The organism is Pseudochrobactrum sp. B5 (assembly GCF_001939785.1).
GTDB classification, from domain to species: Bacteria; Pseudomonadota; Alphaproteobacteria; order Rhizobiales; family Rhizobiaceae; genus Pseudochrobactrum; species Pseudochrobactrum saccharolyticum.
This window is the reverse complement of sequence record NZ_MOYL01000001.1, coordinates 601,564-627,512: the sequence shown is the minus strand read 5'-3', so window position 1 is coordinate 627,512 and position 25,949 is coordinate 601,564. Positions and strand designations below refer to the sequence as shown.

Genomic DNA, 25,949 nt, shown 5'->3' with positions numbered 1-25,949 from the left:
CAGGAGCGCATCGATGGCTTTGGTCGAGATCGCCGATCTGAAAGTGGCTTTTGACGGCGTGCAGGTTTTGCACGGTATCAATCTGAAAATCGAAAAAGGTGAAGCCGTCGGGCTGGTCGGGGAATCCGGTTGCGGCAAATCCGTAACATGGCTGGCAGCGCTAGGATTACTGCCAAAGAAAGCCACAGTCTCCGGTTCGGTGATGATCGACGGTGCCAATCTGGTCGGCGCACCACGGCGTAAGCTGGAATCCATACGCGGTGCCCGCATTGCCATGATCTTTCAGGATCCGTCCTCTTCGCTCAATCCGGTGATCCGTGTCGGCAAGCAGATCGAAGAAGCGGTGAGATTGCATCGCGGTATTTCCGGTACGGCTGCGCGCAAAGAAGCGCTGCGCCTGCTGGAACTGGTCGGCATTCCCGATGCTGCCCGCCGCCTTGATAATTTTCCTCATGAGTTTTCCGGCGGACAGAACCAGCGCCTGATGATTGCCATGGCGCTCGCCGGTGAGCCGGATTTGCTGATTGCCGATGAGCCGACCACGGCGCTGGACGCTACTATTCAGGCACAAGTGCTCGACCTGCTCGCCCGTATCCGTCAGGAAACCGGCATGGCGATTGTATTTATCAGCCATGATCTGGGTGCTGTTTCGCAAATCTGCGAGCGCGTCTGCGTGATGTATGCCGGTCGTATGATCGAGAAAAGCTCGACAGAGGCGCTGTTTGCCCAGCCGCGCCATCCCTATACACGCGGGCTTTTTGATGCGATCCCGCGTATTGATGGTGGCCGAGAGCGTCTCATCCCGATTGAGGGCACAGTGCCGGAACCGGGCAAATTGCCGAAAGGCTGTGCTTTTTCTCCGCGTTGCAACCGTGCGGAAAATCGTTGCAAAAGCGATCTGCCGCCTTTGACCGGCAATCAGGATGATCGCTATGTCGCCTGTTTCCGTCCTGTCGAAATACGCGACACGGTTATTCCTGTGGCACCGGTCGTACCGGCTGCATTCATTGCCCCTGCTCCGGCAACACAGCAGCAGGTGCTGTCATGAACAAGCCGCTGCTCGAAGCCAAAAACCTAAGCAAAATCTATACCTCAAAGCGCGGATTGTTTGCCAAGCCGACAGAAGTCAAAGCCGTTGATGCGGTGAGCCTGTCTATACAAAAAGGCAAAACGCTGGGTATTGTCGGCGAAAGCGGCTCCGGCAAATCCACCACCGGCCGACTGCTGCTCGGTTTGGAGCGTCCGAGTACCGGTGAAGTTCGTTTTGACGGTGAGGTTCTGCCGCCTGCACGCACCAATGAATGGCGGGCTTTGCGCAAACGCATGCAGCTTGTTTATCAGGACCCGCTGGCTGCACTCGACCGTCGTCTGACCATCGCCACACAGATTGAAGAACCGCTGCTGATCCACGGCATCGGCGACAAAGAAAGTCGTGCAGCACGGGTGAAAGAGCTGATGCAGTCCGTTGGCCTGATGCCGCATCATGCAGCGCGTTTTCCCCACGAGCTTTCCGGCGGGCAGCGCCAACGTGTAGTGATTGCCCGTGCCATTGCCTGTAATCCCGAACTGCTGGTTTGCGACGAAGCCGTCTCTGCACTGGATGTCTCCATTCAGGCGCAGGTGGTCAATCTGCTGCGCGATCTGCAGGAGAAAAACGGTATTGCCATGGTGTTTATCAGCCATGATCTGAAAGTAGTGCGCAATATCAGTGACCGCGTGGCCGTGATGTATCTGGGACGGATTGTTGAAGAAGCACCGTCCGATGTGATTTTTCAGGCACCCCAGCATCCTTATACGCAGGCACTGGTTTCCAGTATTCCGGTGCCCGGCACGCTCCTGAGCAATCGTATTATCCTGCAGGGTGAGCCGCCAAATCCGGCAGCCAGACCAAGCGGCTGTGCCTTTCATCCGCGCTGCCGTTTTGCCTCAGAACGCTGCCACACCGATGTGCCGGAAACCTTGCACACCGGCAATGAGCATAGTGTTGCCTGTCATTTGTATGACAGTGCATCACAGCCAATAGCATTAGCCGGATAACAGGACAGACTGATGATTTCCTTTTTCCTCACCCGTCTGTTGCGGGCTTTTATTACAGTCATGCTGGTTGTGACCTTTGCCTTTATCGTGCTGCGCATGTCCGGCGATCCGGCACAGATCATTCTCGGCCCCGATGCACCGCCGCAGGCGATTGAGGCCTTCCGCAAGGCATGGGGGCTGGATCAGCCGATACTCGTGCAATATTTCAGCTATTTCGGGGCGATCTTTCAGGGCGATCTCGGTGTCTCCATGCGCGACGGCCAGAAAGCGATTGATCTGGTTGCCGAGCGTATTCCGGCGACGCTGATGCTGACTATTCCGACCTTGCTGCTCAATCTGGCAATCGGCATTCCTGCCGGTGTTTATGCGGCTCTGCACCGCGACAGCATTATCGACCGGCTGGTGATGATGACCGCCATTATCGGCTTTACCCTGCCGAATTTCGTGCTCGGTCTGGTGCTGGTGCTGATCTTCTCCGTGACGCTGAAATGGTTGCCTTCCGGCGGCAGTGATACCTGGATGCATGCCATTTTGCCGGTGCTCACCATGAGCATTGCCGGTGCGGCTATTCTCGCCCGTTTTGCCCGCAGCGCGATGATCGAAATTCTCGGCCAGCCCTATATCCGCACCGCCAGTGCCAAAGGTGTGCGCTGGGGCGATGTGATCCGCAATCACGCATTGCCCAATGCCGCTATCCCCATTGTGACACTGGTCGGCTTCATGGTCGGCTCACTGGTTGCCGGTGCGGTGGTGATCGAATCCCTGTTCTCATGGCCGGGTGTCGGACGCTTGCTGGTAGTTGCCGTCTCCAACCGTGATCTCGCAGTAGTGCAATGTATCCTGCTGCTAATTGCCTCCACCATGGTGTTGTCAAACTTCGTTGTTGACCTGCTCTATGGTTTTCTCGATCCGCGCCTGCGCGATAATCAGGCCAAAGCGTAAAGGAACCGGCTGATGTCTGAACTCTCAATCAGTGACAGTACCGCCGTTCCCGTGGTCAATGTCCATCAACGCAAAAAGAAACGCATCCCGCTGCTGGTGATACTGTCGCTGATCTGGTTTGCTGCGATGATCATCATCGCTATCACGGCTGACTGGATCCGCCCCTATAGCATTACCGCGATGGATCTTAAGAGCCGCCTTGTGATGCCCGGTCATCCGCAGCATTGGCTCGGCACGGATGAAGTGGGGCGCGATGTATTATCCCGCCTGATTGAATCGATCCGTGTCTCCCTGCTGATTGCTTTTGGTGCAACCATCATTTCTACCCTGCTCGGCACCACCGTCGGCTTTCTTGCTGCTAATTTCCGCAAGACTGTGGAGCAGGTGGTGCTGACACTGGCCGATTTTCAGGCGGCATTGCCATTCCTGATCCTCGCTTTGTCGGTGCTGGCTTTCTTTGGCAATTCCATGGTGTTGCTGGTTTGCCTGATGGGGCTTTACGGCTGGGAGCGCTATGCGCGTATCGCCCGTGGTCTGGCTATTTCCGCGAGTTCACAAGGCTATGCCTCCGCAGTCACGCAGCTTGGTGCCAAACAATCATGGGTCTATCTGCGCCATATTCTGCCGAATATTGCCTCGACACTGATCGTCTCCATGACCCTGACTTTCCCTGAGATTATTCTGCTGGAAAGCAGCCTGTCCTTCTTAGGTCTCGGCGTACAGCCACCCAAATCCAGCCTCGGCAATATGGTCGGCTATGGCCGTGAATATTTGACCACCGCGCCGTGGATCATGCTGGCACCGGCCTTTGTGATCATGTTCACCACGCTGTCGATTTCCATTCTTGGTGACTGGCTGCGCGACAAGCTCGATCCGACTATTCGATAAAAGAAAGACCAACCATGACACGTATTATCGGCCATCGCGGCGCGCGCAATCTCTGGCCTGAAAACTCCCTCTCCGGTTTTCGCAAAACCGCCGAGCTCAATATTGCCGGTGTGGAATTTGATCTGCATCTGACCAATGCCGGTGAAGTGATTGTGCTGCATGACCCGACTTTGGAGCGCACCACCCATGGCATCGGCGATGTGGCAGAACTTTCCAAACAGGCACGTAAGAACACGATTTTACGTGAAAGTATGGATGAGCATATTCCATTGTTTGAAGAGGTTCTGGAAATCTTCAAACCAACCGGTATGGAATTACATGTGGAACTGAAGAACCGCGTCAATGGTGATCTCTATGACGGCCTGACTGATGCGGCTGTGCAGATTATCCGTGCGCAGGGTATGGAAGACCAGTGCATACTGACCGGCTTTACCCGTCAGGTATTAGAGCAAGTAAAAGATATTGCACCGGAAATGCGCCGCCTCGCCTCGCTCAATGCTTTCAGCGCCACTATTCTCGGTGGGTTACAGGAAGCGCTCGACTATTTCGACAGTCATGCCGATATTCTGGCTGTTGAGAAAGCCCTGCTTGCCCATAGCTGGGACGCAATCACAGACCGCATTGCACCGGAGCGTTTGGGCGTTTGGGTGCCCAATACGGAGCCGGAGCTGGAGTTCTGGAAGAACACACCGATCCGTCAGATCACCACAGACCGGCCTGATCTTGCATAATTGATGTTCTATATCCCGTTTATCTTTTCGATAAACGGGATTATTATATACAATATTGTCGACAATTTATCTTTTTTAATGATAATCCCCTTATCCCTCTTGCAGAAACACCGAAAACCGGCCTGACTGCGCACTGAGGGTAAAAATAACGGGAGAGATTATGACTGAGCGCACTTATTACGCCCCCAAGGGCGGCGCACCGATGCAGACGCAATTGCTGAGCGACCGTGCCGTATTCACCGAAGCCTATGCGGTTATCCCAAAAGGCGTGATGATGGATATTGTTACATCCTGCCTGCCATTCTGGGATAAAACCCGCGTCTGGATACTCTCCCGTCCGCTCTCCGGTTTTGCCGAGAGCTTTGCGCAATATATTGTGGAACTGGAACCGCAGGGCGGCAGTGACAAGCCCGAACCTGATCCGGATGCCGAAGCCGGTATTTTTGTGGTTGAGGGCAATATTGTTATTACCCTTGACGGCAAAGACCATGCCATGCGCGCAGGCAGCTATGCTTTTCTGCCGCCGAAAAGCCTCTGGACTGTGCGCAACAAAAGCGATGCGCCTGCCCGCTTCCACTGGATCAGAAAGAGCTATGAATATGTGAACGGGCTGGATGTGCCGGAAGCCTTTTTCAAGCATGAATCCGAAGTCGAGCCGGTTGCCATGCCGGACACGGACGGCAAATGGGCGACCACCCGTTTTGTTGACCCGTCTGATTTGCGACATGACATGCATGTCAATATTGTCACTTTTGAACCAGGTGCCATTATTCCGTTTGCCGAGACCCATGTAATGGAGCACGGTCTTTATGTGCTGGAAGGCAAGGCAGTCTACCGTCTCAATCAGGACTGGGTGGAGGTGGAAGCCGGTGACTATATGTGGCTGCGCGCTTTCTGCCCGCAGGCTTGCTATGCCGGCGGCCCCGGAAAGTTCCGTTATCTGCTCTATAAGGATGTGAATCGTCACGTAAAGCTGAAGCTCTGACGCCGGATCAGCAATAATATTTTTTATAACAGCCGCCGGTTTTACACAGACCGAGCGGCTGTATCTTTTTGAAAAACCAAAATTAAATCCGGAAAATTGCGCATTTCCACACTGATTTAAAAAATCATGCATTCGCTGTGAATATAAGCTAAAACCAATTTATCAGATCATAATTATCATAAAAACGACATATTCACCTCACCCGAAGGTGCAGCGGAGCGCGTCATACCGATGAATACAATTATTAGCTTTATAAACATGATCCTCTGGGATTATGTGCTGATTTACGGATTGCTCGCTGTCGGGATTTATTTCTCGGTTCGGTTGGGCTTCCTTCAGATCTTCCATTTTCCTGAGTTTTTCCGCTCGGTCATGCGTGCGCCAAAGCGCGATGACAGCGGCATTACCCCGTTTCAGGCGCTGTGTACCAGCCTCGCCTCACGCGTCGGCACCGGCAATATTGCCGGTGTGGCAGTCGCGCTTTATCTCGGTGGCGCCGGCGCAATTTTCTGGATGTGGATCGTCGCTTTTGTCGGCATGGCGACAGCCTATTCCGAAAGCACACTGGCACAGCTTTATAAAACCCGCGATAATGACGGTCAGTTTCGCGGCGGTCCTGCCTTCTATATTTCCAAAGGTCTGAAAGCCCCGTGGGCAGCAGCGATTTTTTCTGTCTGTCTGATTATCGCATTCGGCCTTGTTTTTAACGCTGTGCAGGCCAATGCCATTGCCGATGCGATGAACGGCTCTTTCGGTTTCTCTAAAGTTCTGGTCGGCCTCGTCATTGCAGCTTTGGCCGGTATTGTCATTTTCGGCGGTATCCGTCAGATCGCCCGCGTGGCCGAACTGGTTGTGCCATTTATGGCGGCAATTTATCTGGGCGTTGCCGTCTATGTGCTGCTTGCCAATATTACTGAAGTTCCTGCGCTGTTTGCCCTGATTGTTAAAAGCGCTTTCGGCATTGAAGCAGCGGCAGGCGGCATCACCGGCGCTCTGATGAATGGTGTGAAACGTGGGCTGTTCTCCAATGAAGCCGGTATGGGTTCTGCGCCGAATATTGCCGCTTCCGCCACACCAAATCCGCACCATCCTTCCTCGCAGGGTTTTGTGCAGGCACTGGGCGTTTTCATTGATACAATTCTGATCTGCTCGGCAACCGCGATTATGATCCTGTTGTCGCATAAGCTGGTTCCGGGTTCCGGCCTGACCGGCACGCTGCTGACACAGGAAGCCATGACCGCACATATCGGCTGGTTTGGCAGCTATTTCATCAGTATTGCGATCTTCTTCTTCGCCTTCACCTCGATCATCGGTAATTACGCTTATGCGGAAAATGCCATGATTTATCTGGGTGCGGGCAGACATCTCTGGCTCACATTGTTGCGTTGTTCCACATTGCTGATGGTGGTCTGGGGTGCCTATGAAAGCATTCTTACAGTGTTCAATGCTGCCGATGCTGCCATGGGTCTGATGGCAACCATCAACCTGATCGCCATTGCGCTGCTCTCCGGTACTGTTGTCAAAGTGACCAAGGATTATTTCGATCAGCAGAAGCTTGGCACACCGCATTTCACGCTCAAGGATTATCCGGAGCTGAAGGGCAAAGTGGACGGCGAAATCTGGAAATAACCACCAAACTAAAACAGGCCGCTTCAGAAATGAAGCGGCCTGTTTTGTATCAATATAACTATATTAAGCAGCCTGTTCTTTTTCAGCACGTTTCTTGGCAAACAATCCGAGACGTTGCTGCAATTTCTCCGCACCGGAAGCGAAATGCGCCGCATGTTTGAAGACAGGCACCTGTGCTTCAAAATGGCAGGCGACCTGCTGGCCGGTTCCTAAATCCTTCAATTCAGGCACCTGCTGTTTGCACAAATCCTGCGCCAGCGGACAACGGGTATGGAAACGGCAACCGGACGGCGGATTGAGCGGGCTTGGCACATCACCGCCCAGCACATTCCACGAACCGCGCGAGGCCGGATCAGGCTGTGGCGCAGCAGACAACAAAGCCTGCGTATAGGGATGGCGCGGATTGTTATAAAGCTGATGCTTGTCAGCAATCTCCACCACCTGCCCCAGATACATCACCGCCACACGGTCAGCCATATGTTTGACCACCGGTAGCCCGTGCGAAATGAACAGGTAGGACAGTCCCATCTCTTTCTGCAAATCTTTGAGCAGATTGACGACCTGCGCCTGAATGGACACGTCGAGCGCTGACACAGGCTCATCACAGACAATCAGTTTCGGCGACAGGGAAAGCGCACGGGCAATACCGATACGCTGGCGCTGCCCGCCGGAAAACTCATGCGGATAGCGCGCGGCATGGTAAGGTGCCAGATCAACACGGCGCAGCAGTTCAATCACCCGCTCACGGCGTGAAGCATCCGTGCCGACACCATGCACCAGCATCGGCTCGGCAATCAGTTCACCCACGGTCATACGCGGATTGAGACTGGCATAGGGGTCCTGAAACACCACCTGCATTTTGCGGCGCAGATCACGCAGCTTGGTGCCGCTGGCATTGGTGACATCTTCACCCTCAAACAGTACCCGACCGGCAGTCGGCTCCAGCAGACGCAGCGCCAGACGCGCAGTGGTGGATTTTCCGCACCCGCTTTCGCCCACAATGGCCAGTGTCTCCCCGGGCATCAGCTTGAAAGAGACTTCGTCCACGGCGCGAACTGTGCCGACCACTTTTTGCCGGATCAGGCCTTTTTTGACAGGGAAATGTTTGGAAATGCCCTGCAGCTCCAGAAGTGGTTGTGTCATACGAAATCCTCCACCGGAGCTTTATGGCAGGCAACAAGATGATTGGCTTGGAGTTCATGCAGAGCAGGCAGAGTTGCTGTGCATTCCTCATCAGAAAACGGGCAGCGCGGATTAAACCGGCAGCCGGATGGCAGGCGAAACGGCGGCGGCACGACACCGCTGATTGCCACCAGCCGGTCAACATCCTCATCCATTCGCGGCATAGAGCCCATCAGACCAATAGTATAGGGGTGCTGCGGGTCTTTAAAAATCGCATTGACGGAAGCGCGTTCTGCCACCTTACCGGCATACATCACCGCCACATCATCGGCGACCTGCGCAACCACACCCAGATCATGGGTGATGAGGATGATGGCCATATTGGTTTCCTGCTGCAACTCGCGCAGCAAATTGAGAATCTGCGCCTGAATGGTCACATCCAATGCCGTTGTCGGCTCATCGGCAATCAGCAGCACCGGCTTGCAGACCAGCGCCATAGCAATCATCACACGCTGGCGCATACCACCGGAGAGCTGGTGCGGATATTCATCAAAACGGCGTTCCGGTGCAGGAATGCGCACTTTACGCAGCGCTTCAATCGCTTCCTCACGCATTTCCTTGTAAGGTTTTTTATGATGCGCCTGTAAGGCCTCAACCAGCTGATAGCCGATTGTATGCACCGGATTGAGCGAAGTCATCGGCTCCTGAAAGATCATCGCTATGCGGTTGCCGCGCAGCCTGCGCATCTCATCAGCCGACAGTTTCAGAAGATCCTGTCCTTCAAAAATCACCTCACCGCCGGCATTCTTGCCCGGTGGCGGCACCAGCCCCATGACAGACAGCGACAGCATGGATTTACCGCAGCCGCTCTCCCCCACAATACCCAGTGTCTTGCCGCGCTCGACTTTCAGCGAAATACCGTCCACCGCACGGATAACACCGTTCGGGGTTTTAAACTCCGTGACGAGATTGCGGATTTCGAGTACCGGTTCTGTCATATAGTCATCTCCAAGCCGGTCATATTTCCATATGACCGGAATATTGCTTTGGCCAGTTTAACTCAGGCCGGAAAATGAATGCGGGGCGTAAGCAGTAACAGGGCGTTTCGCCCAGTCTTCCTGCGGTGCCCGTTGAACTGTGCGTTGCTGTGCGGCGTGGAGATCTTCGGCGGCCTGCTCAAAATCAATCGTCAGGCAGCGGCCTTTCTCGACCACTTTCTCACCGCCGACATAGACCGTATCCACGGCACGCTCGGCTGCGGCATAGATCATGCTGCGGATCGGATCATAGCCCGGCCGCATCATCGGATGCGCGAGATTGACCAGTACCAGATCGGCATTACAGCCTGTTTCCAGACGCCCGATATCATCACGCCCGAGAAGATCGGCACCGCCCACAGTTGCTGCGGTGAAAATCTCACCGGACGTAACAGTACGCGGGTTTTCAGCCATCATCCGCGCCACGTAGCCGACATGGCGCATTTCTTCGAGCATATTATGCGGATAGGTATCGGTACCGATACCAAGGCGCACACCGGCGCGCAGGTAACGGCCGAAATCGCGCATGGCTATACCACGGCGCATGAAAACGGTCGGGCAATGGGCAACCGCTGTGCGGGTTTCCACCAGCAGATCAAGATCGCGGCGCGTATGCCAGCTGTTGCGCGGATAATCATCGAGGAAAATCCCGTGGCTGACAATGCTGGTCTCGCCCAAAACATCAAGCTGCTCAAGCCATTGCACCGGCGATACACCATGACGGCGGGTAATTTCATGAAACTCAACAGTCGATTGTGCAGCATGAATCTGCCACGGAATTTTGCGGCGCTGCGCTTCCGCATAACTCTCTTTGATCAGGCCTTCGCTGCAGGTGTCAATCTGCGCCGGACACAGCATCGAGAACAGGCGACCGGACGGATGTGCTTCAGCAGCATCCACCATTTCCAATGCCTGTGCCATGGCTTTTTCGCCAACGGCCTCATCCCACTCATATTCAACCACATGGCCGTTTTTGGTGTACCAGCGCGCCGTGCGGAACATTGGTGTAATGCAAACACGCAGACCGCTCTGCCCTGCCAGATCAATCCATGACGGATGGGCAACGGAGAGATCAGCCAGTGTTGTAACGCCGGATTTCAGCAGTTCCGCATAGGCGACTTTCCACGCGGCCTCTGCGCCCTCCGCATCCGGACGGATAATCGGCATGAATTCATAAAGCGCGGAATTATACAGGCCCGGCGAACCGAGTTCATCGAGAATACTCTTATTCAGCGGTTCGCTTGCGGGGTGAGAATGGATATTGACCAGACCCGGCATGACCATAAAGCCACGACCGTCCTGTTCTGTATCGGCTGCACCGGCATAGCCCGTGCCGACAAAAGTCAGCTTGCCGTTTTCAAAAGCAACATCGGCCTTTTTTACATAGATATGGCTTTGGCTGTCCTTATCCCATGCAACGACAATATCCGCGTTTCTGATGACTGTTACACTCACCGCATCACTCCCCTGCGCCTGAAATCCCGATTTGAGACTGCGGCACTGCCTCCTCGCAATGCCGCAGTCTTTGTTTTTAGCGTTTCAGAGAAATATCCAGACCTTTATAGATACCGGCACCATAGATACCGTGTGCCTTGGCACCTTCCACACGATCACCGGAGATCAGCCACATCGGCTCGGACGACAGCGTGACCCAGACATTGGCCTCGGTCAGGTTGCGCTGCAGGGTTGCCAGCGCTTCATGACGTTCTTCCTTGCTGGTGGTGGTTGCCGCCTTACGGATCAGCTCATCCGTTGCCGGATCTTTCCAGTTCATGCGGTTTGGTGTTGGTGCCTGACGGCTCGGGAAGTAGAGACCAATCGCTTCAAGCGCAGTCAGCGCCGGATAGTTCATATAGAACGCATCAAATTCCTGCGTTGCCATCTTGCCCCAGCCGACAGTCGCATCCCAAAGCTGGATTTTCATGTCGATACCGATCTTGCGCAGATCAGCCTGCATGGCTTCACTCACCGTCGGATTGGTGGCATTGCGCAGACCATAGACAAGGAAAGTGGCTTTCTGGCCGTCTTTTTCACGGATGCCGTCGCCGCCCATTTTCCAGCCGGCTTCGTCCAGCATTTTATTGGCTGCATCCTGATCGAAAGCAGGCATCAGTTTTGCGGATTCAGGATCGAAATCAATAATCGCCGGATTAACGAGCGACTTCATTTCCTTACCATGACCGAAATAAACGGCCTGAGTGATTGCCGCTTTATTGGTCGCCATATTCACGGCTTTACGGATTATCGGATCAGACACCACAGGCTTGTCGATCTTGAAGCCCATGAACATGTCGTAGATGTAGTTTTCCTGTTTGGAAACATTAATGCCCGGCATGCTTTCCATCGTGGTCAGCGCAATCGGCGGCATGTAATAGGTCATGTCTGCCTGACGTGCCTGAATTGCGGCCATCAGCGTATTGGCTTCAGGGATCACGCGCCAGACGATTTCATCAACCTGCGGGCTTGGATTTTTATAGAATGACGGTCCCCATGTGTAATTCGGGTTTTTCTTGAGCTTCAGTTCCTGACGCGGCTGCCAGCTGACCCAGCAATAAGGGCCGGTACCGTTGAAGCCCTGCACACCGAAATTCTCACCGAGCTTCTCTACGGTTGCTTTGTCCACAATGGTCGAGAACGGCATGGTCAGCTGCGGCAGAAGATCGGAATACGGCTCTTCCAGCTCATAGATCACGGTGTAATCGTCTTTAGCGGTTACACTCTTGACCTTACCGCCACGGAAGGCAGTCGGTGAGCGTTTTTCCGGGTTTTGCCAGCGCTCAATCGTATAGACCACATCGGCAGCGGTCATCGGGCGGCCGTCGCAGAATTTCACATCCTTACGCAGGTTGAAGGTGTAAGTCTTACCATCTTCAGAAACCGACCATGCTTCCGCAAGACCCGGCTTGACGGTTTTCATGTCAAAATCGAGCGAGACCAGCGTGTCGCCCAGCATGGCCATCACTTCAACCATAGCGGTTGCGGTGGAGCGGATCGGATCATAATTATCCGCATCAATCACACGCAGGATCGACAATGGCGCCTTGGTCTGGGCATAGGCTGCACCGGACAAAACGGCACTGGCAGCAACACCGGCGACGAGAGTGGCAGTCAGATATTTTCTCATTTTAGTCCTCCTGATGAGGCGCCCACTGTTCTGTGCAGTGATCCGCCGCCAAAAATGATTATTTACGTAATTTCGGATCGAGCGCGTCACGCAGGGAATCCCCCAGCACGTTAAACGCCAGAACGATAATGAAGATCACCAGACTTGGCAGAACCGAGACATGCGGTGCGAAGAACAGGAAGTTACGCCCTTCCGATGCCATGGCACCGAGTTCCGCTGTCGGCGGCTGTGCGCCAAGGCCGATAAAGGATAGCGCCGCACCGAGCAGGATCACCTGTCCGAAACGAAGCGTTACAAACACGAAGATCGATGACAGGCAGTTCGGCAGCACATATTTAAAAATGATGCGGCTGTCGGACATGCCGAGCGAATGCGCGCTTTCAATATAATCCTGCTGCAACACCACAATCGCACCGCCGCGCACCACACGCGCCATCAGCGGCACGGTCGCAATCGACAATGCAATGATAACGGCTGTGAGACCCGGACCAAAAATTGCGGCAATTGCCAAGCCGAACAAAATGGCCGGAAAGGACAGCAACACATCCATGAAGCGCATCAGTACGCCGCTCCAGCGGGTGTAGTAAGCCGCCACGAAACCGATAATCCCGCCGACCACACAACCGAAGAATACCGAGACAAAGCCCATGAACAGCGTGGTGCGAATGCCGTAGAGTAAGCGTGTGACCATGCCGCGCCCCTGCCCGTCGGTGCCGAGCAGATAACCTGCCTCACCGATTGGCTTCAGCATCATACCAAGATTGCCGCCATAAGGGTCTTCCGGTGCCAGCCACGGGGCGAACAGACCGCAAAACAGGGTCAGTGCCACAAGGGTCAAAGCAATGACCGAACCGGTATCGGAGAGCAGCATGCGCAATACGCTGACACGCTTGAAAGCGATTTCCTGCTCTGCCGGTTGCGCTGCATCCGCAACATTTGTTTTTGCAAGACTGGTCATCATGCACCTCTCACGCGCGGATCGAGCACAGCGTAGAGAATATCAACGCCCAGATTGACGAGAATAAAGCCGAGAGACATTACGATAATCGTGCCCTGCGCCATTGGCAGATCGCTGGACAAAATCGCACCGACTGCCAGACGGCCAATGCCCGGCCATGAGAACACAGTCTCAACCACCACAGCACCGCCGAGCAGGAAGCCGATCTGCAAACCGATCAGTGTCACCACCGGCACCAGCGCATTGCGCAGCGCATGACGGGTAACGACCTTACGCTCTTTCAAACCCTTGGCGCGTGCTGTGCGGATATGATCTGCGCCCAGCACATCCAGCACGGATGTACGGGTCATACGGGCAACAGGGCCGACAAACACACCGCCCAGCGTGATCGCTGGCAGAATGATGCTGGTGAAGCCTTCCCATGTCCATAACGGCCCGAGGCGACCGGTAAATGGCAGGATCGGATATTTAAAGCCGAACAGCCAGACCAGCACCAGACCGAGAAAGAACACAGGGATAGACACACCGGCAACAGACACCGCCATGATCGAGCGATCCAGCAATGAGCCGCGATAATAAGCACCAACTGTGCCGAGCAGAATGCCCAGAGGAATTGCCCAGATCAGGGATGCAACCATCAGCTCCAGTGTCGGGCCGATTGTGGCACCGAGTTCCTGCGAGACCGGCACATTATTGATGATGGAAACGCCGAGATCGCCCTGCATCAGGCGGCCGATATAATAGAAGAACTGTTTCCACAAAGGCTGATCGAGACCGAGATCACGACGGATGGCTTCAACCAGTTCCTGTGTCGCGGTGGGTCCTGCACGCACCTGTGCCGGATCGGTCGGCACCACCTGCATCAGCAAAAAGCCGAGCAGCAGCACACCGAACATAACCGGTAAAGCGAGAAGCAGACGTTGTAACGTGTGCCGAAGCATGAAATTGCCTTTCTCTGGCTGTCGGTTCAAGGCGCGCTAACGCGCCCCGAACCTGAACAGTTACACCTGCCGCTCGAAAACGACTTTGCCATCCAGCACGGTCATATCGCAGACCACATCAGTGCGGATTTCTTCCACGTCACAGGTAAAAATATCCTTCGACAACACGGCGACATCCGCCGCCATACCTGCCACCAGACGTCCGGTTTCATTCTCAGCAAATTGCGTATAGGCGCCGAAATGCGTGTAAGCGTGGATTGCCTCTTCCCGTGTCAGACACTGGTCTCCGCCGATCACCGAACCGACCTTGGTCTTGCGGGTGACGAGCGTGTAGATATTCTGGAACGGATTGGTGGAAGTGACCGGCGCATCGGAAGACGCAGCCGGATGCAAACCGGCATCCACCCATTTGCGCATCGGATAAGATGCATGGGCGCGCTTTTCGCCCAGATTGGCAACGTAAAGATCGCCGAATTCATAGATGAACATCGGTTGCGGCACCGGATCAATACCGGCTTTGGCCATACGCTCAATCTGCCCGTCGCTCAGGAAGCCGCAATGTTCAATACGGTGACGACGGGTTTTAATCGGATGTTCTGCACTATCGGCATTCTCAATACCGGAGAGCACCTGTTCAATCGCCGCATCGCCAATCGCATGAATGGCCAGCTGATAGCCAAGTTCATGATAATGCTTGAGGGACTTGTGCATTTCCGCATCGGAATAGCAGAAAATACCAAAATTATTCGGATCGCCTGCCACATATGGCTCGCTCATAGCGGCTGTCAGACCACCGGCACTGCCATCCGAGAAAACTTTCATTGCACCGTAGCGCAAATTGCCTGTCTGGCGCTTGGCACGGAAACCCTGTGCATGCGCCTGATCGCCGATACCGTCATGATTGCCATAGATGCAGACCCATGTGCGGATTGGCAGCTCACCGGCGGAAGCCAGTTCTTCATAGGCATGGAGTTCTTCCATACCATAGCCCATGCCGACAGCGGCATCCATCACGCTGGTGAAACCCTGAGAGAGCATGAAACCGGCTGCGCGGGTAATCGCAGCTTTCAGTTCATCACGGCTCAGTGGCGGGATTTTATCCGTGACCACACGCATACCGGATTCCGCGAGCAGGCCGGATAATTTGCCGTTGCGCTTTTCAATCAGGCCACCGGACGGACTTGGTGTATCGTGGGTAATATTTGCCAGACGCATGGCTGCGCTGTTGGCGATACCAACGTGACCGCATGTACGGGTGATATAAACCGGATGACCGGGCGCAATCGCATCCAGTTCCTCAATGGTCGGATGGCGCTGTTCACTCAGCTCGAAATGATCATAGCCGCCGCAACGGATCCATTCACCCGCCGGTTTCACAGCCACTTCCTGCGCAATACGTTTGAAAATCTCTTCGAGACTGCGCACGCCAGATTCAGGGCGCAGATTAATCTCGTTCATACCTATGCCAAGCATAAGAAGATGCATATGGGCATCATTGAGCCCCGGCACCGCAACACGTCCGCCCAGATCGACACGTCGTGTCTTTTCACCGGTCAGTGCTTCAATCTCAGCTGTAGTGCCGGTTGCCAAAATCTTACCGTCAGCAATTGCAAGCGCCTCAACAAAACCTTCATTAAGGCCGCAAAAAATCCGCCCGCCCGCAAGGACGAGATCTGCATATTCCATACTCTGTCTATCTCCCAGCACCCTGCCTTCAAGGAAGACAAGACATAATTCAGCGAGCCCTACCGATATGAAGATCGGGAAGGTTAATGATTGAGCTGAGGAAAAGCCTCACTCATACGAGATCCGGTGGCTTTTTATTCCCCTGTACTGTTCGGTTACTCCCGGGCTTTTGACCGGTCATTCCGTCAGCAGTTATTTTTGTTTGTTAAGAACATGCTTGCAAAAAACTGGTACCAAAGCAAGAGCCCGCGCCGCAAATGTTGACAATTTACCAGACGAAAATTGCATAAATTGATAGCAATTTTGCATAATGAAAAACATCGGCAACGTAACCATCAATGCCAAATTGGTACTGTTTTCTGTGATTTTACCTGCACAAACAGCTCTGTAGAGATGAGAATCATTCCAGACTGGAGCGATCCGAGCCCCTGCTGTACTTTACAGTACCATTAAAACCGGCGCCTGAACGGCCACCGGCACCGCCTCAGCGACAATCAGCCCCACCCTGCGCAGCAAGACACAACGCCCCTGTTCCGGCTGAATTTTCAAAGCTTAAACGACTATTCCCCGATCCGGTTCAGAACTGAAAAATCTAAATAATTTCCTACATTTATTTCAGAAATTTCTGTAAATACAGCAATAAAGATATAAGAATTTATCAGGCAACTATATGATATTTATAGAAAATTCTACATATCACATTGTCATAATTAAATTATTTCGCAAACAACAAAACCCGAAGCCATTATCTCCGTCAATATGCTGCGAATTGGCCGAAAATCACGCAAAAAACGCTTCATTTATACATGCCCTGTCACCGGCCGTACTTGATTTAAATCAATGACTAAATTTTTCCGTCGCATATAATACCCGCTATATTGCTCGAATTGCAGGCATATCTGTAATTTGCGGGCAGGATAAGTTGCGCGCGCGAGGGGATTTTTCATGAATTACGCTGCGGGAATTGTAATCTCCGGGCTCGGTGCTTTTTTAGCACTGCTGGCCGCGGGGTTTACGCATGATCCATTATTCAGAAGCCATATGTGGGTTCTGTTTTTCACTCTTGTGATTTTTACAGTCTTACTGCTGCGTAATGCAGATTACAGTCTGAAGCCTGTGAAGGAAGATCAGTCCGTTTATATGGACGGTCCGATCCGTTACGGTGTCATTGCCACAGTATTCTGGGGTGTTATCGGCTTCCTCGTTGGCGTTTTCATTGCTGCGCAGCTCGCATTCCCTGATTTGAATCTGGGACCATGGCTAAATTTTGGCCGTGTCCGCCCTCTTCATACATCAGCCGTTATTTTTGCCTTCTGCGGTAACGCCCTGATCGCCACTTCTTTCTACGTGGTTCAGCGTACTTGCCGTGCGCGTCTTTTCGGCGGCGATCTGGCATGGTTCGTTTTCTGGGGTTACAACCTTTTCATCGTCATGGCCGGCACCGGCTATCTGCTCGGCATCACCCAGTCGCGTGAGTATGCTGAGCCGGAATGGTATGTCGACCTCTGGCTGACCATCGTCTGGGTAGTCTATCTCGTGATCTTCATGGGCACGCTGATGAAGCGTAAAGAACCGCACATTTATGTGGCCAACTGGTTCTACCTCTCCTTCATCATCACCATTGCCATGCTGCATGTGATCAACAATCTGGCAATTCCGGTCTCTTTCCTCGGCGTGAAAAGCTATTCGGCTTTCTCCGGCGTACAGGATGCGGTGACCCAGTGGTGGTACGGCCATAATGCCGTGGCCTTCTTCCTGACCGTGCCGTTCCTTGCGATGATGTATTATTTCGTGCCGAAACAGGTCAATCGTCCGGTCTATTCCTACCGTCTGTCGATTGTGCACTTCTGGTCGATCATCTTCCTGTATATCTGGGCCGGTCCTCACCACCTGCATTATACAGCGCTGCCGGACTGGGCACAGACACTCGGCATGGTCTTCTCCATCGTGCTGTGGATGCCGTCATGGGGTGGTATGATCAACGGTCTGATGACGCTTTCCGGTGCATGGGATAAAATCCGTACGGATCCGGTTGTCCGTCTGATGGTTGCTGCTATTGCCTTCTACGGTATGGCGACCTTCGAAGGCCCGCTGATGTCGGTTAAAGCCGTTAACTCGCTGTCGCACTATACAGACTGGACCATTGGTCACGTTCATGCGGGTGCGCTCGGCTGGAATGGTATGATCACTTTTGCGGCTGTGTACTTCCTTGTACCGCGTCTGTGGAACCGTGAGCGTCTCTATTCTGTACGTATGGTCAACTGGCACTTCTGGCTGGCTACACTTGGTATCGTGCTCTATGCCGCTTCCATGTGGGTTGCCGGTATCCAGCAGGGTCTGATGTGGCGCGAATATGATGATCAGGGCTTCCTGGTTTACTCCTTCGCCGAAACAGTACTCGCAATGTTCCCTTACTATGTCATCCGTACACTTGGCGGCACGATGTATCTGGCGGGCGGACTGGTGATGGCCTGGAACGTCTACAAGACCATCAAGGGTGATCTGAGAGAGGAGGCCGCAATTCCGGGCTCAACACCAATCTCAGACACCAATACCGGCCCGTATTTGAAACCGGCAGAATAAGGAGCAGGTGAGTTATGTCTATTCTCAAAAAACACTCGCTGATTGAAAAAAACGCTACTTTACTGCTGATCGGTTCGCTGGTTGTGGTCACTGTCGGCGGTATCGTAGAAATTGCCCCGCTGTTTTACCTGCAAAACACCATTGAGAAAGTAGAGGGTATGCGCCCCTACTCTCCTCTGGAGCTGGCAGGCCGTGACATTTATATCCGCGAAGGCTGCTATACCTGCCATTCGCAGATGATCCGTCCGTTCCGCGATGAAGTGGAACGCTACGGCCATTACAGCCTTGCAGCTGAAAGCATGTATGACCATTCGTTCCAGTGGGGCTCGAAGCGTACAGGGCCTGATCTTGCCCGTGTCGGCGGCCGCTACTCGAATGAATGGCATGTTCAGCATCTGATTGAGCCGCGCGATGTGGTGCCTGAATCGGTTATGCCGAGCTACGCATTCCTGATGAACACGCCGCTGAATATGTCCGGCATTACCGGCAATCTGAAAGCCAATATTGCTGTCGGCGTGCCTTATAATCAGGAAATGGTCGACAATGCATTGGCGGATATGAAGGCGCAGGCTGATCCGGAAGCCGATACAGAGGCTCTGCTTGCCCGCTACCCTAAAGCCAAGACCGGCGATTTCGATGGCAATCCGAAGGTTGTCAGCGAAATGGATGCGCTTATTGCCTATCTGCAGATGCTGGGTACTCTGGTTGATTTCTCAACTTACGACCAGTCACCGAAGTCGCGTTAAGGAGGTTCATCATGGATTATACGACCATGCGCCACTTTGCCGACAGCTGGGGGCTGTTAGGCATGTTCCTCTTCTTCCTCTTTGTTGTCTTCTTCGCCTTCCGTCCAGGCAGCAAACAGGTTGCCGATGCTGCGAAAGCCATTCCGTTCAAGGACGAAAACAATGACTGATAAGCAAATTGACGATGTAACAGGCGTTGAAACAACCGGCCACGAATGGGACGGCATCAAGGAACTTGATAATCCGATGCCACGCTGGTGGCTCTATGCCTATTATGCAACCATTGTCTGGGCGATTGCCTATACTGTTGCCTATCCGGCATGGCCGCTCATCAACGGCGCTACTTCCGGCCTTCTGGAATGGTCGAGCCGTGGTGATTTCTGGAAAGAAAACACCAAAATTCAGGGTGAACGTCAGGATATTCTGGCAGCTATTAAAGAAAAATCCGTTCAGGAAATTATAGCTGATCCGCAGCTTAACCAGTTTGCAATTGCAGGCGGTGCAGCGGCATTCCGTGTGAACTGTGTTCAGTGTCACGGTTCCGGTGCGCAGGGCGCGCCAGGCTATCCGAACCTGAATGATGATGACTGGCTGTGGGGTGGTTCTATTGATGAAATCCTGCAGACTGTACGCCACGGCGTGCGCTCCAAGGATGACGAAGAAACACGCATCTCCGAAATGCCTGCCTATGGCGACATTCTTGAGCCACAGCAAATCCGTGATGTGGCGGCCTATGTCACCAGCCTGACATCGACACCGCATGATGCAAGTCTGATACCCGCAGGCAAACAGGTTTTTGCTGAAAACTGCGCGGCCTGTCATGGCGAAAATGCCAAGGGCAATAAGGAATTCGGCGCGCCAAATCTGACCGATGCGATCTGGTTCTACGGTTCCGGCGAAGCGGAAATTGCCAAACAGGTGAGAAATCCCAAGCATGGTGTAATGCCTGCATGGGAAGGCCGTCTGGGCGACACAACTGTGAAGCAGCTGGCAATCTATGTCCACTCTCTGGGTGGCGGTGAGTAAAAACGCCCTGTTTCAAGTCATGGCCGGCCGGTGTAAAATATTGGTGTAAAATATTCCGGCCGGTGCTCAAAAAATCAGCAAGCCCCGCAGATATAATCTGAAAAACGGGGCTCTGATGAAACATTAGAAACTCAGTGCGGATTTCTGTACCGATAACCGGAACCCGCTCTGAGTGATTTGAGTGCAGTTTTATAAGACCATTTCAGTTCTCAGACTGCCCTTAAGCATTCCGCGCTCAAATGCCCTCAATGAGCGCAGTGTTAATGCGATGAAATAAAGAATCTAGAGCAAGCGCCATACTTCAATCTGAACGCAAACAGCTCTAGCCCCCGGAGTGTACCATGTCAGATGTTGGTGAATTTGAACGTATCGATGCGCAGGCGGTGAATTCGTCTGAGAAACGCGGCTCTCTATATGCCGCGCGTGTCAAGGTTTTCCCGAAGCGAGCGAGTGGTGATTTCCGCCGTTTCAAGTGGATTATCATGTTCATCACACTCGGCATTTACTATCTCACGCCTTGGCTACGCTGGGATCGCGGGCCTTACGCCCCCGATCAGGCGGTGCTGATTGATATTGCACATCGCCGTTTCTACTTCTTCTTCATCGAAATCTGGCCGCAGGAATTCTACTACGTTGCCGGTATGCTGATTATGGCCGGTATCGGCTTGTTCCTTGTCACCAGTGTCGCGGGACGCGCATGGTGTGGCTATACCTGCCCGCAGACCGTATGGGTTGATCTGTTTCTGGTTGTTGAGCGCGCCGTTGAAGGCGACCGCAATGCCCGTATCAAGCTCGACAAATCCCCGATGACGGCCAATAAGCTTGTAAAACGCGTCACCAAACATACAATCTGGCTGGCTATTGCCGTTATGACCGGCGGTGCATGGATTTTCTATTTCGCAGATGCACCAACACTGCTGATGGAATTTGTGACCGGTCAGGCCGCTATGGTCGCCTATATCACTGTCGCCATTCTGACCGCCACCACCTATGTTTTCGGCGGGCTGATGCGTGAGCAGGTCTGTACTTATATGTGTCCTTGGCCGCGTATTCAGGCAGCAATGCTCGATGAAAACTCGCTCACAGTGACCTATAATGACTGGCGCGGTGAGCCACGTACCCGTAATTCCAAAAAAGCCATTGCTGCCGGTGAAAGTGTCGGCGATTGCGTGGATTGTAATGCCTGTGTGGCCGTCTGCCCGATGGGGATTGATATTCGCGACGGTCAGCAGCTGGAATGCATTACCTGTGCCTTGTGTATTGATGCCTGTAACTCGGTTATGGACAAAATCGGCAAGCCGCGCGGCCTGATCTCCTATTCCACGCTGTCCGACTATGATGCCAATATGGCGCTGGCGACCAATAACGGCACAACACCGATTGAGCCGACACGGATTTATGAAGCTAAAAACACCTTTAATGACAAGGTGCAGCAGCTGAAAATGTCCAAGATTTTCCGCCCGCGCAGCCTGTTCTATTTCTCGATCTGGGCACTGATCGGTGTGGCGCTGATTACAACTTTGCTGATGCGCGAACGGATCGGCATCAATGTGCTGCAGGATCGTAACCCGCAATATGTGTTGCTGTCCGATGGCTCTATCCGCAACGGCTATACGGTCAAACTGCTGAACATGGTCAATGAACCGCGCCAGTTTGAGTTGATTATTGACGGCCTGTCACAGGCAGAAGTGCATGTGGCCGATCAGGCAACTGACGGTTCAGGCCGCCATATTTTCAACGCCGAACCGGATCGTCTGAAAACCCTGAAAGTGTTCGTTGTCCTGCCTAAGACCGCAGTCCCTCCGGGCAGCACACCATTCACCATGACAGTCCGTGATGTTAACGGAACCGAGTCAGCAACGTATAAAGCCACTTTCATTGCCCCTGAAAAGCGCTGATAACGGAGAAACGTGATGATCAAGCAGAATACGTCTTCCCCTGCCCCTCAGGGACGCGAATTTACCGGCTGGCACATGCTTGCGATTATGATCGCTTTCTTCGGGGTGATTATTATCGTGAATGTTATCATGGCCACATCAGCAATCCGCAGCTGGTCCGGCCTTGTTGTTCAGAACTCCTATGTTGCCAGTCAGGAATTTAATGAGAAATCCCAGCTCGGCAAAGAACATGCCGCGCTCAACTGGAAACAAAATCTGGATTATAAAGACGGTATTGTCAGCTATAGCCTGACCGATGCCAATGGCGCGCCGGTTAAAGCGCTTGGTGCAACGGCTGTTTTCCGCAGGCCGGTGAATGAAAAAGAAGACCAGATCCTGAATCTGATGCCGGCAGGTAATAATGTTCTGACCGCAGAAGCCGCTCTGAAAGACGGAAACTGGGTTGTTGAAATCAATACCTATGCCGGACTTGATCTGCCTTACCGTCAGGTCAACCGTGTGAATATTGCCGGTGGTAAATTCACCATCACCGCAGACAACCAGCCGGCACAAGGATCAGCGCAATGAGTTGCTGTGGTTCCGGCATTCAGTTTTCAGCTGCGGATTATCGTCCGGAAGAATTACTGCTGGCCAGCCGCACACTCGGCGATGGTCAGCGCCAGCTTGACCTGTCTGTTCCCTCAGTTCATTGCGGATTGTGCATTCAGACTGTTGAAACTGCGCTGAATGCTTTGCCTGAAGTCAGTTATGCGCGTGTCAATCTTTCGTCCAAACGGGTATCTGTCCGCTGGAAAGACGGTATTGAGCCGCCGCATGTGATTGATGCTTTGCAGAGAGCCGGTTACCCCGCCCATATTTTTGAGCTGGGTGATGATAAAGATCCGCAGCTTTCCCGCCTGCTGATCGCGCTGGCAGTGGCCGGTTTTGCCTCGATGAATATCATGCTGTTTTCCGTGTCAGTCTGGTCCGGCGCGGATGCCGCAACGCGTGATATGTTCCATTGGCTTTCCGGCCTGATTGCATTGCCGACTTTGGTTTATTCCGGCCGTATTTTCTATATGTCTGCATGGAATGCGCTGAAACACGGCCGCAGCAATATGGATGTGCCGATTTCGCTGGCGATCACCCTTGCCTTTGTGATGAGTGTTTATGAAACGCTCAATTCCGGCCAGCATGCTTATTTCGACGCCTCGGCGACATTGCTGTTTTTCCTGCTGATCGGCCGCACGCTGGATCATGTGATGCGCGAACGCGCCCGCTCTGCAGTGAAAGGTTTAAGCCAGCTGGCCGCACGCGGCGCCGTGGTGATCGGTGATGACAACCAGCACAGTTTCATGCCGATTGCCGATATCCGCCCGTCTATGCGCATCATTCTGGCCGTTGGTGAGCGCGTGCCGGTCGATGCTGTTGTTGAAAGCGGCCGTTCTGATCTCGATTGTTCGATTGCGACCGGTGAAAGTGTGCCGGTTCCGGTGACACAAGGATCGAAAATCCGTGCAGGTACCATGAACCTGACAGCACCGCTGACGATTAAAGCCACTGCCTCTGCTGATAGTTCTTTCCTCGCCGAAATGGTGCGCCTGATGGATGCCGCAGAAGGTGGCCGTGCTCGTTATCGCCAGCTTGCAGATCGTGCTTCCGCACTTTATGTGCCGCTTGTCCACACCACCGCATTTCTGGCTTTTGTGGTCTGGCTTTATCTGAGCGGCGACTGGTACAAATCCACCTATGTGGCGATCACCACGCTGATTATTACCTGTCCTTGTGCACTGGCTCTGGCTGTACCGATTGTGCAGGTTGTGGCCGCACGTCGCCTGTTTGAAAACGGCATCATGGTCAAAGACGGTTCCGCGATGGAACGTATGGCTGAAATTGACAGTGTGATGTTTGACAAGACCGGCACACTGACACTCGGCCAGCCACAGCTCATGGAGCGCGGCAGTCTCGATCAGAATGCCCTGGAACTGGCCGCCGAACTGGCACTCTATTCGCGTCATCCGCTGTCGCGTGCGCTGACAGCCTTCACCAATCCGGCAAAAAACATCCGTTTTGATCTGATTGAAGAAGTGAGCGGTGCGGGTATCGAAGCCCGTATGGGGCAGGATATTTATCGTCTTGGTCGCCGTGACTGGGCAGTTGCAGACAATGCACAAGACTCCGCGAGCACCGGCACAGAAACCGTGCTGAGCCGCAATGGTACTTTGCTCGAAGCCTTCCGCTTTGAAGACAGTCCGCGCGATGATGCTGCACGCTCTGTTCAGGCGCTGAAAGACGAAAAACTCAGCGTGGAAATTCTCTCCGGTGACAAAGAAAAGACGGTCAGCGCCCTTGCCCGTCAGCTTGGTATTGAGAAATACCGCGCGGAAATTCTGCCTGCCCATAAATCAGAATTGGTGACCGAGCGCACCAATGAAGGCCATAAAGTGCTGATGGTCGGTGACGGACTGAATGATGCGCCTGCGCTGATGTCTGCCTATGTGTCGATGGCACCGGCAACGGCGGCGGATATTGGCCGTAATGCTGCGGATTTCGTCTTCCTGCATGACAGTCTGACAGCGGTGCCGCTGGCAGTGGCAATCTCCCGTGAGGCAGGCAAACTGATCCGTCAGAACTTTGCATTATCACTGATCTATAATATTATTGCCGTGCCCATTGCGCTGTTCGGCTATGTCACGCCTTTGATTGCAGCGCTCTCCATGTCGCTGTCTTCGATCCTCGTGGTCAGCAACGCCCTTCGCCTGAAAGCAGGTAAAAAACAAGGCCAGAAAACAGCCTCTCCTTTAAGCCTGCTGAAGCGACAAAAGGCCTGAGATTATGAATATATTGATTTTCCTCATACCCATTGCCCTGTTTTTGGGCGGCATGTGGCTCGCAGCATTTTTATGGTCACTGAAAAGCGGGCAATATGAGGATATGGACGGAGCTGCCAACCGGATTTTTCTGCCGGATGACGATGATAAACCAGCACCGGAAAAACCATAAAGATCAGGGCAGTTTCGTTTTCCCGAAACTGCCCTGAATTGTTTTCAAGATGTAATTAGTACAGGTTCAGCTACGGCAGGCATTCAGCTGGCTGGTAAAAACGTCACCCGCCGAGGCCACATCACCGGAATTATCAATCACCCAAACCGGCACATCACCGGCTTCAACCGGCTCCTGACGCTGCAAACGCAGCGCAATGGATTCCGGCGTTTCGCGCCCGCGCGATGCAAGACGTTGCGCCAGCACTTCCGGAGTTGCGGTAATATGGGCAATCGCCACACGCGGAAAACGCGCGGCCAGTTGCGGCAGAACTTTGCGTGACAAATTAGCGATAACCACGCCGCCATTTTCAATCACCTGCTCCACCGAGGCAGGCAGCCCGTAATAGAGGCCATGCGCCTGCCAGTGCATGCAGAATTCTGACCGCTCAACCGCTTCCAGAAATGCCGTTTCCGTCAGTGTATCATGATCTTCCGTATTGCCATGGGCATCACGGGTCACGACGCGGCGCACAAAATGATAGCTGCCATCCTGCGGCAAACGCGTGCGTGCATAGTCGATGATTGTGTCTTTGCCCGCGCCGCTCGGCCCCACAACGGCAACAAAAATACCGGTCATTTCATTCATTCCGTCA

General features: G+C 53.4%; 23 protein-coding genes. 15 read left to right on the top strand and 8 right to left on the bottom strand.

Annotated elements, in window-relative coordinates; genetic code table 11:
- The first annotated feature begins 13 nt into the window (after positions 1-13).
- From BKD14_RS02820 to BKD14_RS02790, 7 genes are all read left to right on the top strand, one after another.
- The gene (locus BKD14_RS02820) at positions 14-1,048 is read left to right on the top strand and encodes an ABC transporter ATP-binding protein (RefSeq protein ID WP_083646761.1); all 1,035 of its coding nucleotides are present in this window, start codon (positions 14-16) and stop codon (positions 1,046-1,048) included.
- The gene (locus BKD14_RS02815; protein WP_075654183.1) at positions 1,045-2,037 is read left to right on the top strand and encodes an oligopeptide/dipeptide ABC transporter ATP-binding protein; all 993 of its coding nucleotides are present in this window, start codon (positions 1,045-1,047) and stop codon (positions 2,035-2,037) included. The genes BKD14_RS02820 and BKD14_RS02815 overlap by 4 nt, the downstream gene beginning before the upstream one ends.
- 12 nt (positions 2,038-2,049) lie before the next feature.
- Positions 2,050-2,979, top strand: a complete 930-nt coding sequence (locus BKD14_RS02810) for an ABC transporter permease (RefSeq protein WP_075654182.1) — start codon at positions 2,050-2,052, stop codon at positions 2,977-2,979.
- A gap of 12 nt (positions 2,980-2,991) precedes the next feature.
- The gene (locus tag BKD14_RS02805; protein WP_075654181.1) at positions 2,992-3,867 is read left to right on the top strand and encodes an ABC transporter permease; all 876 of its coding nucleotides are present in this window, start codon (positions 2,992-2,994) and stop codon (positions 3,865-3,867) included.
- Between the two features lie 14 nt (positions 3,868-3,881).
- Complete coding sequence (locus BKD14_RS02800) at positions 3,882-4,598, top strand: glycerophosphodiester phosphodiesterase family protein (protein ID WP_075654180.1); 717 nt, start codon at positions 3,882-3,884, stop codon at positions 4,596-4,598.
- 160 nt (positions 4,599-4,758) lie between these two features.
- Positions 4,759-5,583 (top strand): bifunctional allantoicase/(S)-ureidoglycine aminohydrolase, encoded by an 825-nt coding sequence (locus BKD14_RS02795; protein ID WP_075654179.1) that lies wholly within the window; start codon positions 4,759-4,761, stop codon positions 5,581-5,583.
- A gap of 231 nt (positions 5,584-5,814) precedes the next feature.
- Positions 5,815-7,212 carry an alanine/glycine:cation symporter family protein gene (locus tag BKD14_RS02790; RefSeq protein ID WP_075654178.1) on the top strand — a complete coding sequence of 466 codons (1,398 nt, stop codon included), beginning with the start codon at positions 5,815-5,817 and terminating at the stop codon, positions 7,210-7,212.
- A gap of 63 nt (positions 7,213-7,275) precedes the next feature.
- Here BKD14_RS02790 and BKD14_RS02785 read toward each other — a convergent pair whose 3' ends face one another.
- The 7 genes from BKD14_RS02785 to BKD14_RS02755 form a co-directional block, all read right to left on the bottom strand.
- The gene (locus BKD14_RS02785; protein ID WP_075654177.1) at positions 7,276-8,355 is read right to left on the bottom strand and encodes a dipeptide ABC transporter ATP-binding protein; all 1,080 of its coding nucleotides are present in this window, start codon (positions 8,353-8,355) and stop codon (positions 7,276-7,278) included.
- A complete protein-coding gene (locus BKD14_RS02780) occupies positions 8,352-9,332 on the bottom strand; it encodes an ABC transporter ATP-binding protein (protein WP_022710263.1) in 981 nt (326 codons plus the stop codon). Before BKD14_RS02780 ends, BKD14_RS02785 begins: the two co-directional genes overlap by 4 nt.
- Before the next feature lie 57 nt (positions 9,333-9,389).
- Positions 9,390-10,826: an amidohydrolase family protein gene (locus tag BKD14_RS02775; protein ID WP_075654176.1), complete on the bottom strand. Its 1,437-nt coding sequence runs from the start codon at positions 10,824-10,826 to the stop codon at positions 9,390-9,392.
- Positions 10,827-10,902: 76 nt separating this feature from the next.
- On the bottom strand, positions 10,903-12,495 hold the full coding sequence (locus BKD14_RS02770) for an ABC transporter substrate-binding protein (protein WP_075654175.1): 1,593 nt from the start codon (positions 12,493-12,495) through the stop codon (positions 10,903-10,905).
- Between the two features lie 58 nt (positions 12,496-12,553).
- On the bottom strand, positions 12,554-13,456 hold the full coding sequence (locus tag BKD14_RS02765; RefSeq protein ID WP_028233467.1) for an ABC transporter permease: 903 nt from the start codon (positions 13,454-13,456) through the stop codon (positions 12,554-12,556).
- Positions 13,453-14,394, bottom strand: a complete 942-nt coding sequence (locus tag BKD14_RS02760; protein ID WP_075654174.1) for an ABC transporter permease — start codon at positions 14,392-14,394, stop codon at positions 13,453-13,455. Before BKD14_RS02760 ends, BKD14_RS02765 begins: the two co-directional genes overlap by 4 nt.
- A gap of 60 nt (positions 14,395-14,454) precedes the next feature.
- Positions 14,455-16,080, bottom strand: coding sequence for an amidohydrolase (locus tag BKD14_RS02755; protein ID WP_075654173.1), 1,626 nt, complete (start codon positions 16,078-16,080; stop codon positions 14,455-14,457).
- Positions 16,081-17,025: 945 nt separating this feature from the next.
- On the opposite strand from BKD14_RS02755, the gene ccoN reads away from it, so the two are divergent.
- The 8 genes from ccoN to ccoS all read left to right on the top strand — a co-directional run bounded on the left by ccoN (position 17,026) and on the right by ccoS (position 25,315).
- Positions 17,026-18,663, top strand: a complete 1,638-nt coding sequence (gene ccoN / locus BKD14_RS02750) for a cytochrome-c oxidase, cbb3-type subunit I (RefSeq protein WP_022710270.1) — start codon at positions 17,026-17,028, stop codon at positions 18,661-18,663.
- Positions 18,664-18,677: 14 nt separating this feature from the next.
- The gene (gene ccoO, locus BKD14_RS02745; RefSeq protein ID WP_075654172.1) at positions 18,678-19,409 is read left to right on the top strand and encodes a cytochrome-c oxidase, cbb3-type subunit II; all 732 of its coding nucleotides are present in this window, start codon (positions 18,678-18,680) and stop codon (positions 19,407-19,409) included.
- Positions 19,410-19,420: 11 nt separating this feature from the next.
- Complete coding sequence (locus tag BKD14_RS02740; protein ID WP_075654171.1) at positions 19,421-19,579, top strand: cbb3-type cytochrome c oxidase subunit 3; 159 nt, start codon at positions 19,421-19,423, stop codon at positions 19,577-19,579.
- Positions 19,572-20,435 (top strand): cytochrome-c oxidase, cbb3-type subunit III, encoded by an 864-nt coding sequence (ccoP, locus tag BKD14_RS02735; protein ID WP_022710273.1) that lies wholly within the window; start codon positions 19,572-19,574, stop codon positions 20,433-20,435. Before BKD14_RS02740 ends, ccoP begins: the two co-directional genes overlap by 8 nt.
- Positions 20,436-20,776: 341 nt before the next feature.
- Positions 20,777-22,333 (top strand): cytochrome c oxidase accessory protein CcoG, encoded by a 1,557-nt coding sequence (gene ccoG / locus BKD14_RS02730; protein ID WP_022710274.1) that lies wholly within the window; start codon positions 20,777-20,779, stop codon positions 22,331-22,333.
- Positions 22,334-22,348: 15 nt separating this feature from the next.
- The gene (locus BKD14_RS02725; RefSeq protein ID WP_075654170.1) at positions 22,349-22,900 is read left to right on the top strand and encodes a FixH family protein; all 552 of its coding nucleotides are present in this window, start codon (positions 22,349-22,351) and stop codon (positions 22,898-22,900) included.
- Positions 22,897-25,143: a cation-translocating P-type ATPase gene (locus tag BKD14_RS02720; protein WP_075654169.1), complete on the top strand. Its 2,247-nt coding sequence runs from the start codon at positions 22,897-22,899 to the stop codon at positions 25,141-25,143. The genes BKD14_RS02725 and BKD14_RS02720 overlap by 4 nt, the downstream gene beginning before the upstream one ends.
- A gap of 4 nt (positions 25,144-25,147) precedes the next feature.
- Positions 25,148-25,315, top strand: a complete 168-nt coding sequence (ccoS, locus tag BKD14_RS02715; RefSeq protein ID WP_075654168.1) for a cbb3-type cytochrome oxidase assembly protein CcoS — start codon at positions 25,148-25,150, stop codon at positions 25,313-25,315.
- Positions 25,316-25,381: 66 nt separating this feature from the next.
- Here the strand turns inward: ccoS and phnN are convergent, their stop codons facing one another.
- On the bottom strand, positions 25,382-25,933 hold the full coding sequence (gene phnN / locus BKD14_RS02710) for a phosphonate metabolism protein/1,5-bisphosphokinase (PRPP-forming) PhnN (RefSeq protein WP_245293548.1): 552 nt from the start codon (positions 25,931-25,933) through the stop codon (positions 25,382-25,384).
- Positions 25,934-25,949 lie beyond the last annotated feature (16 nt).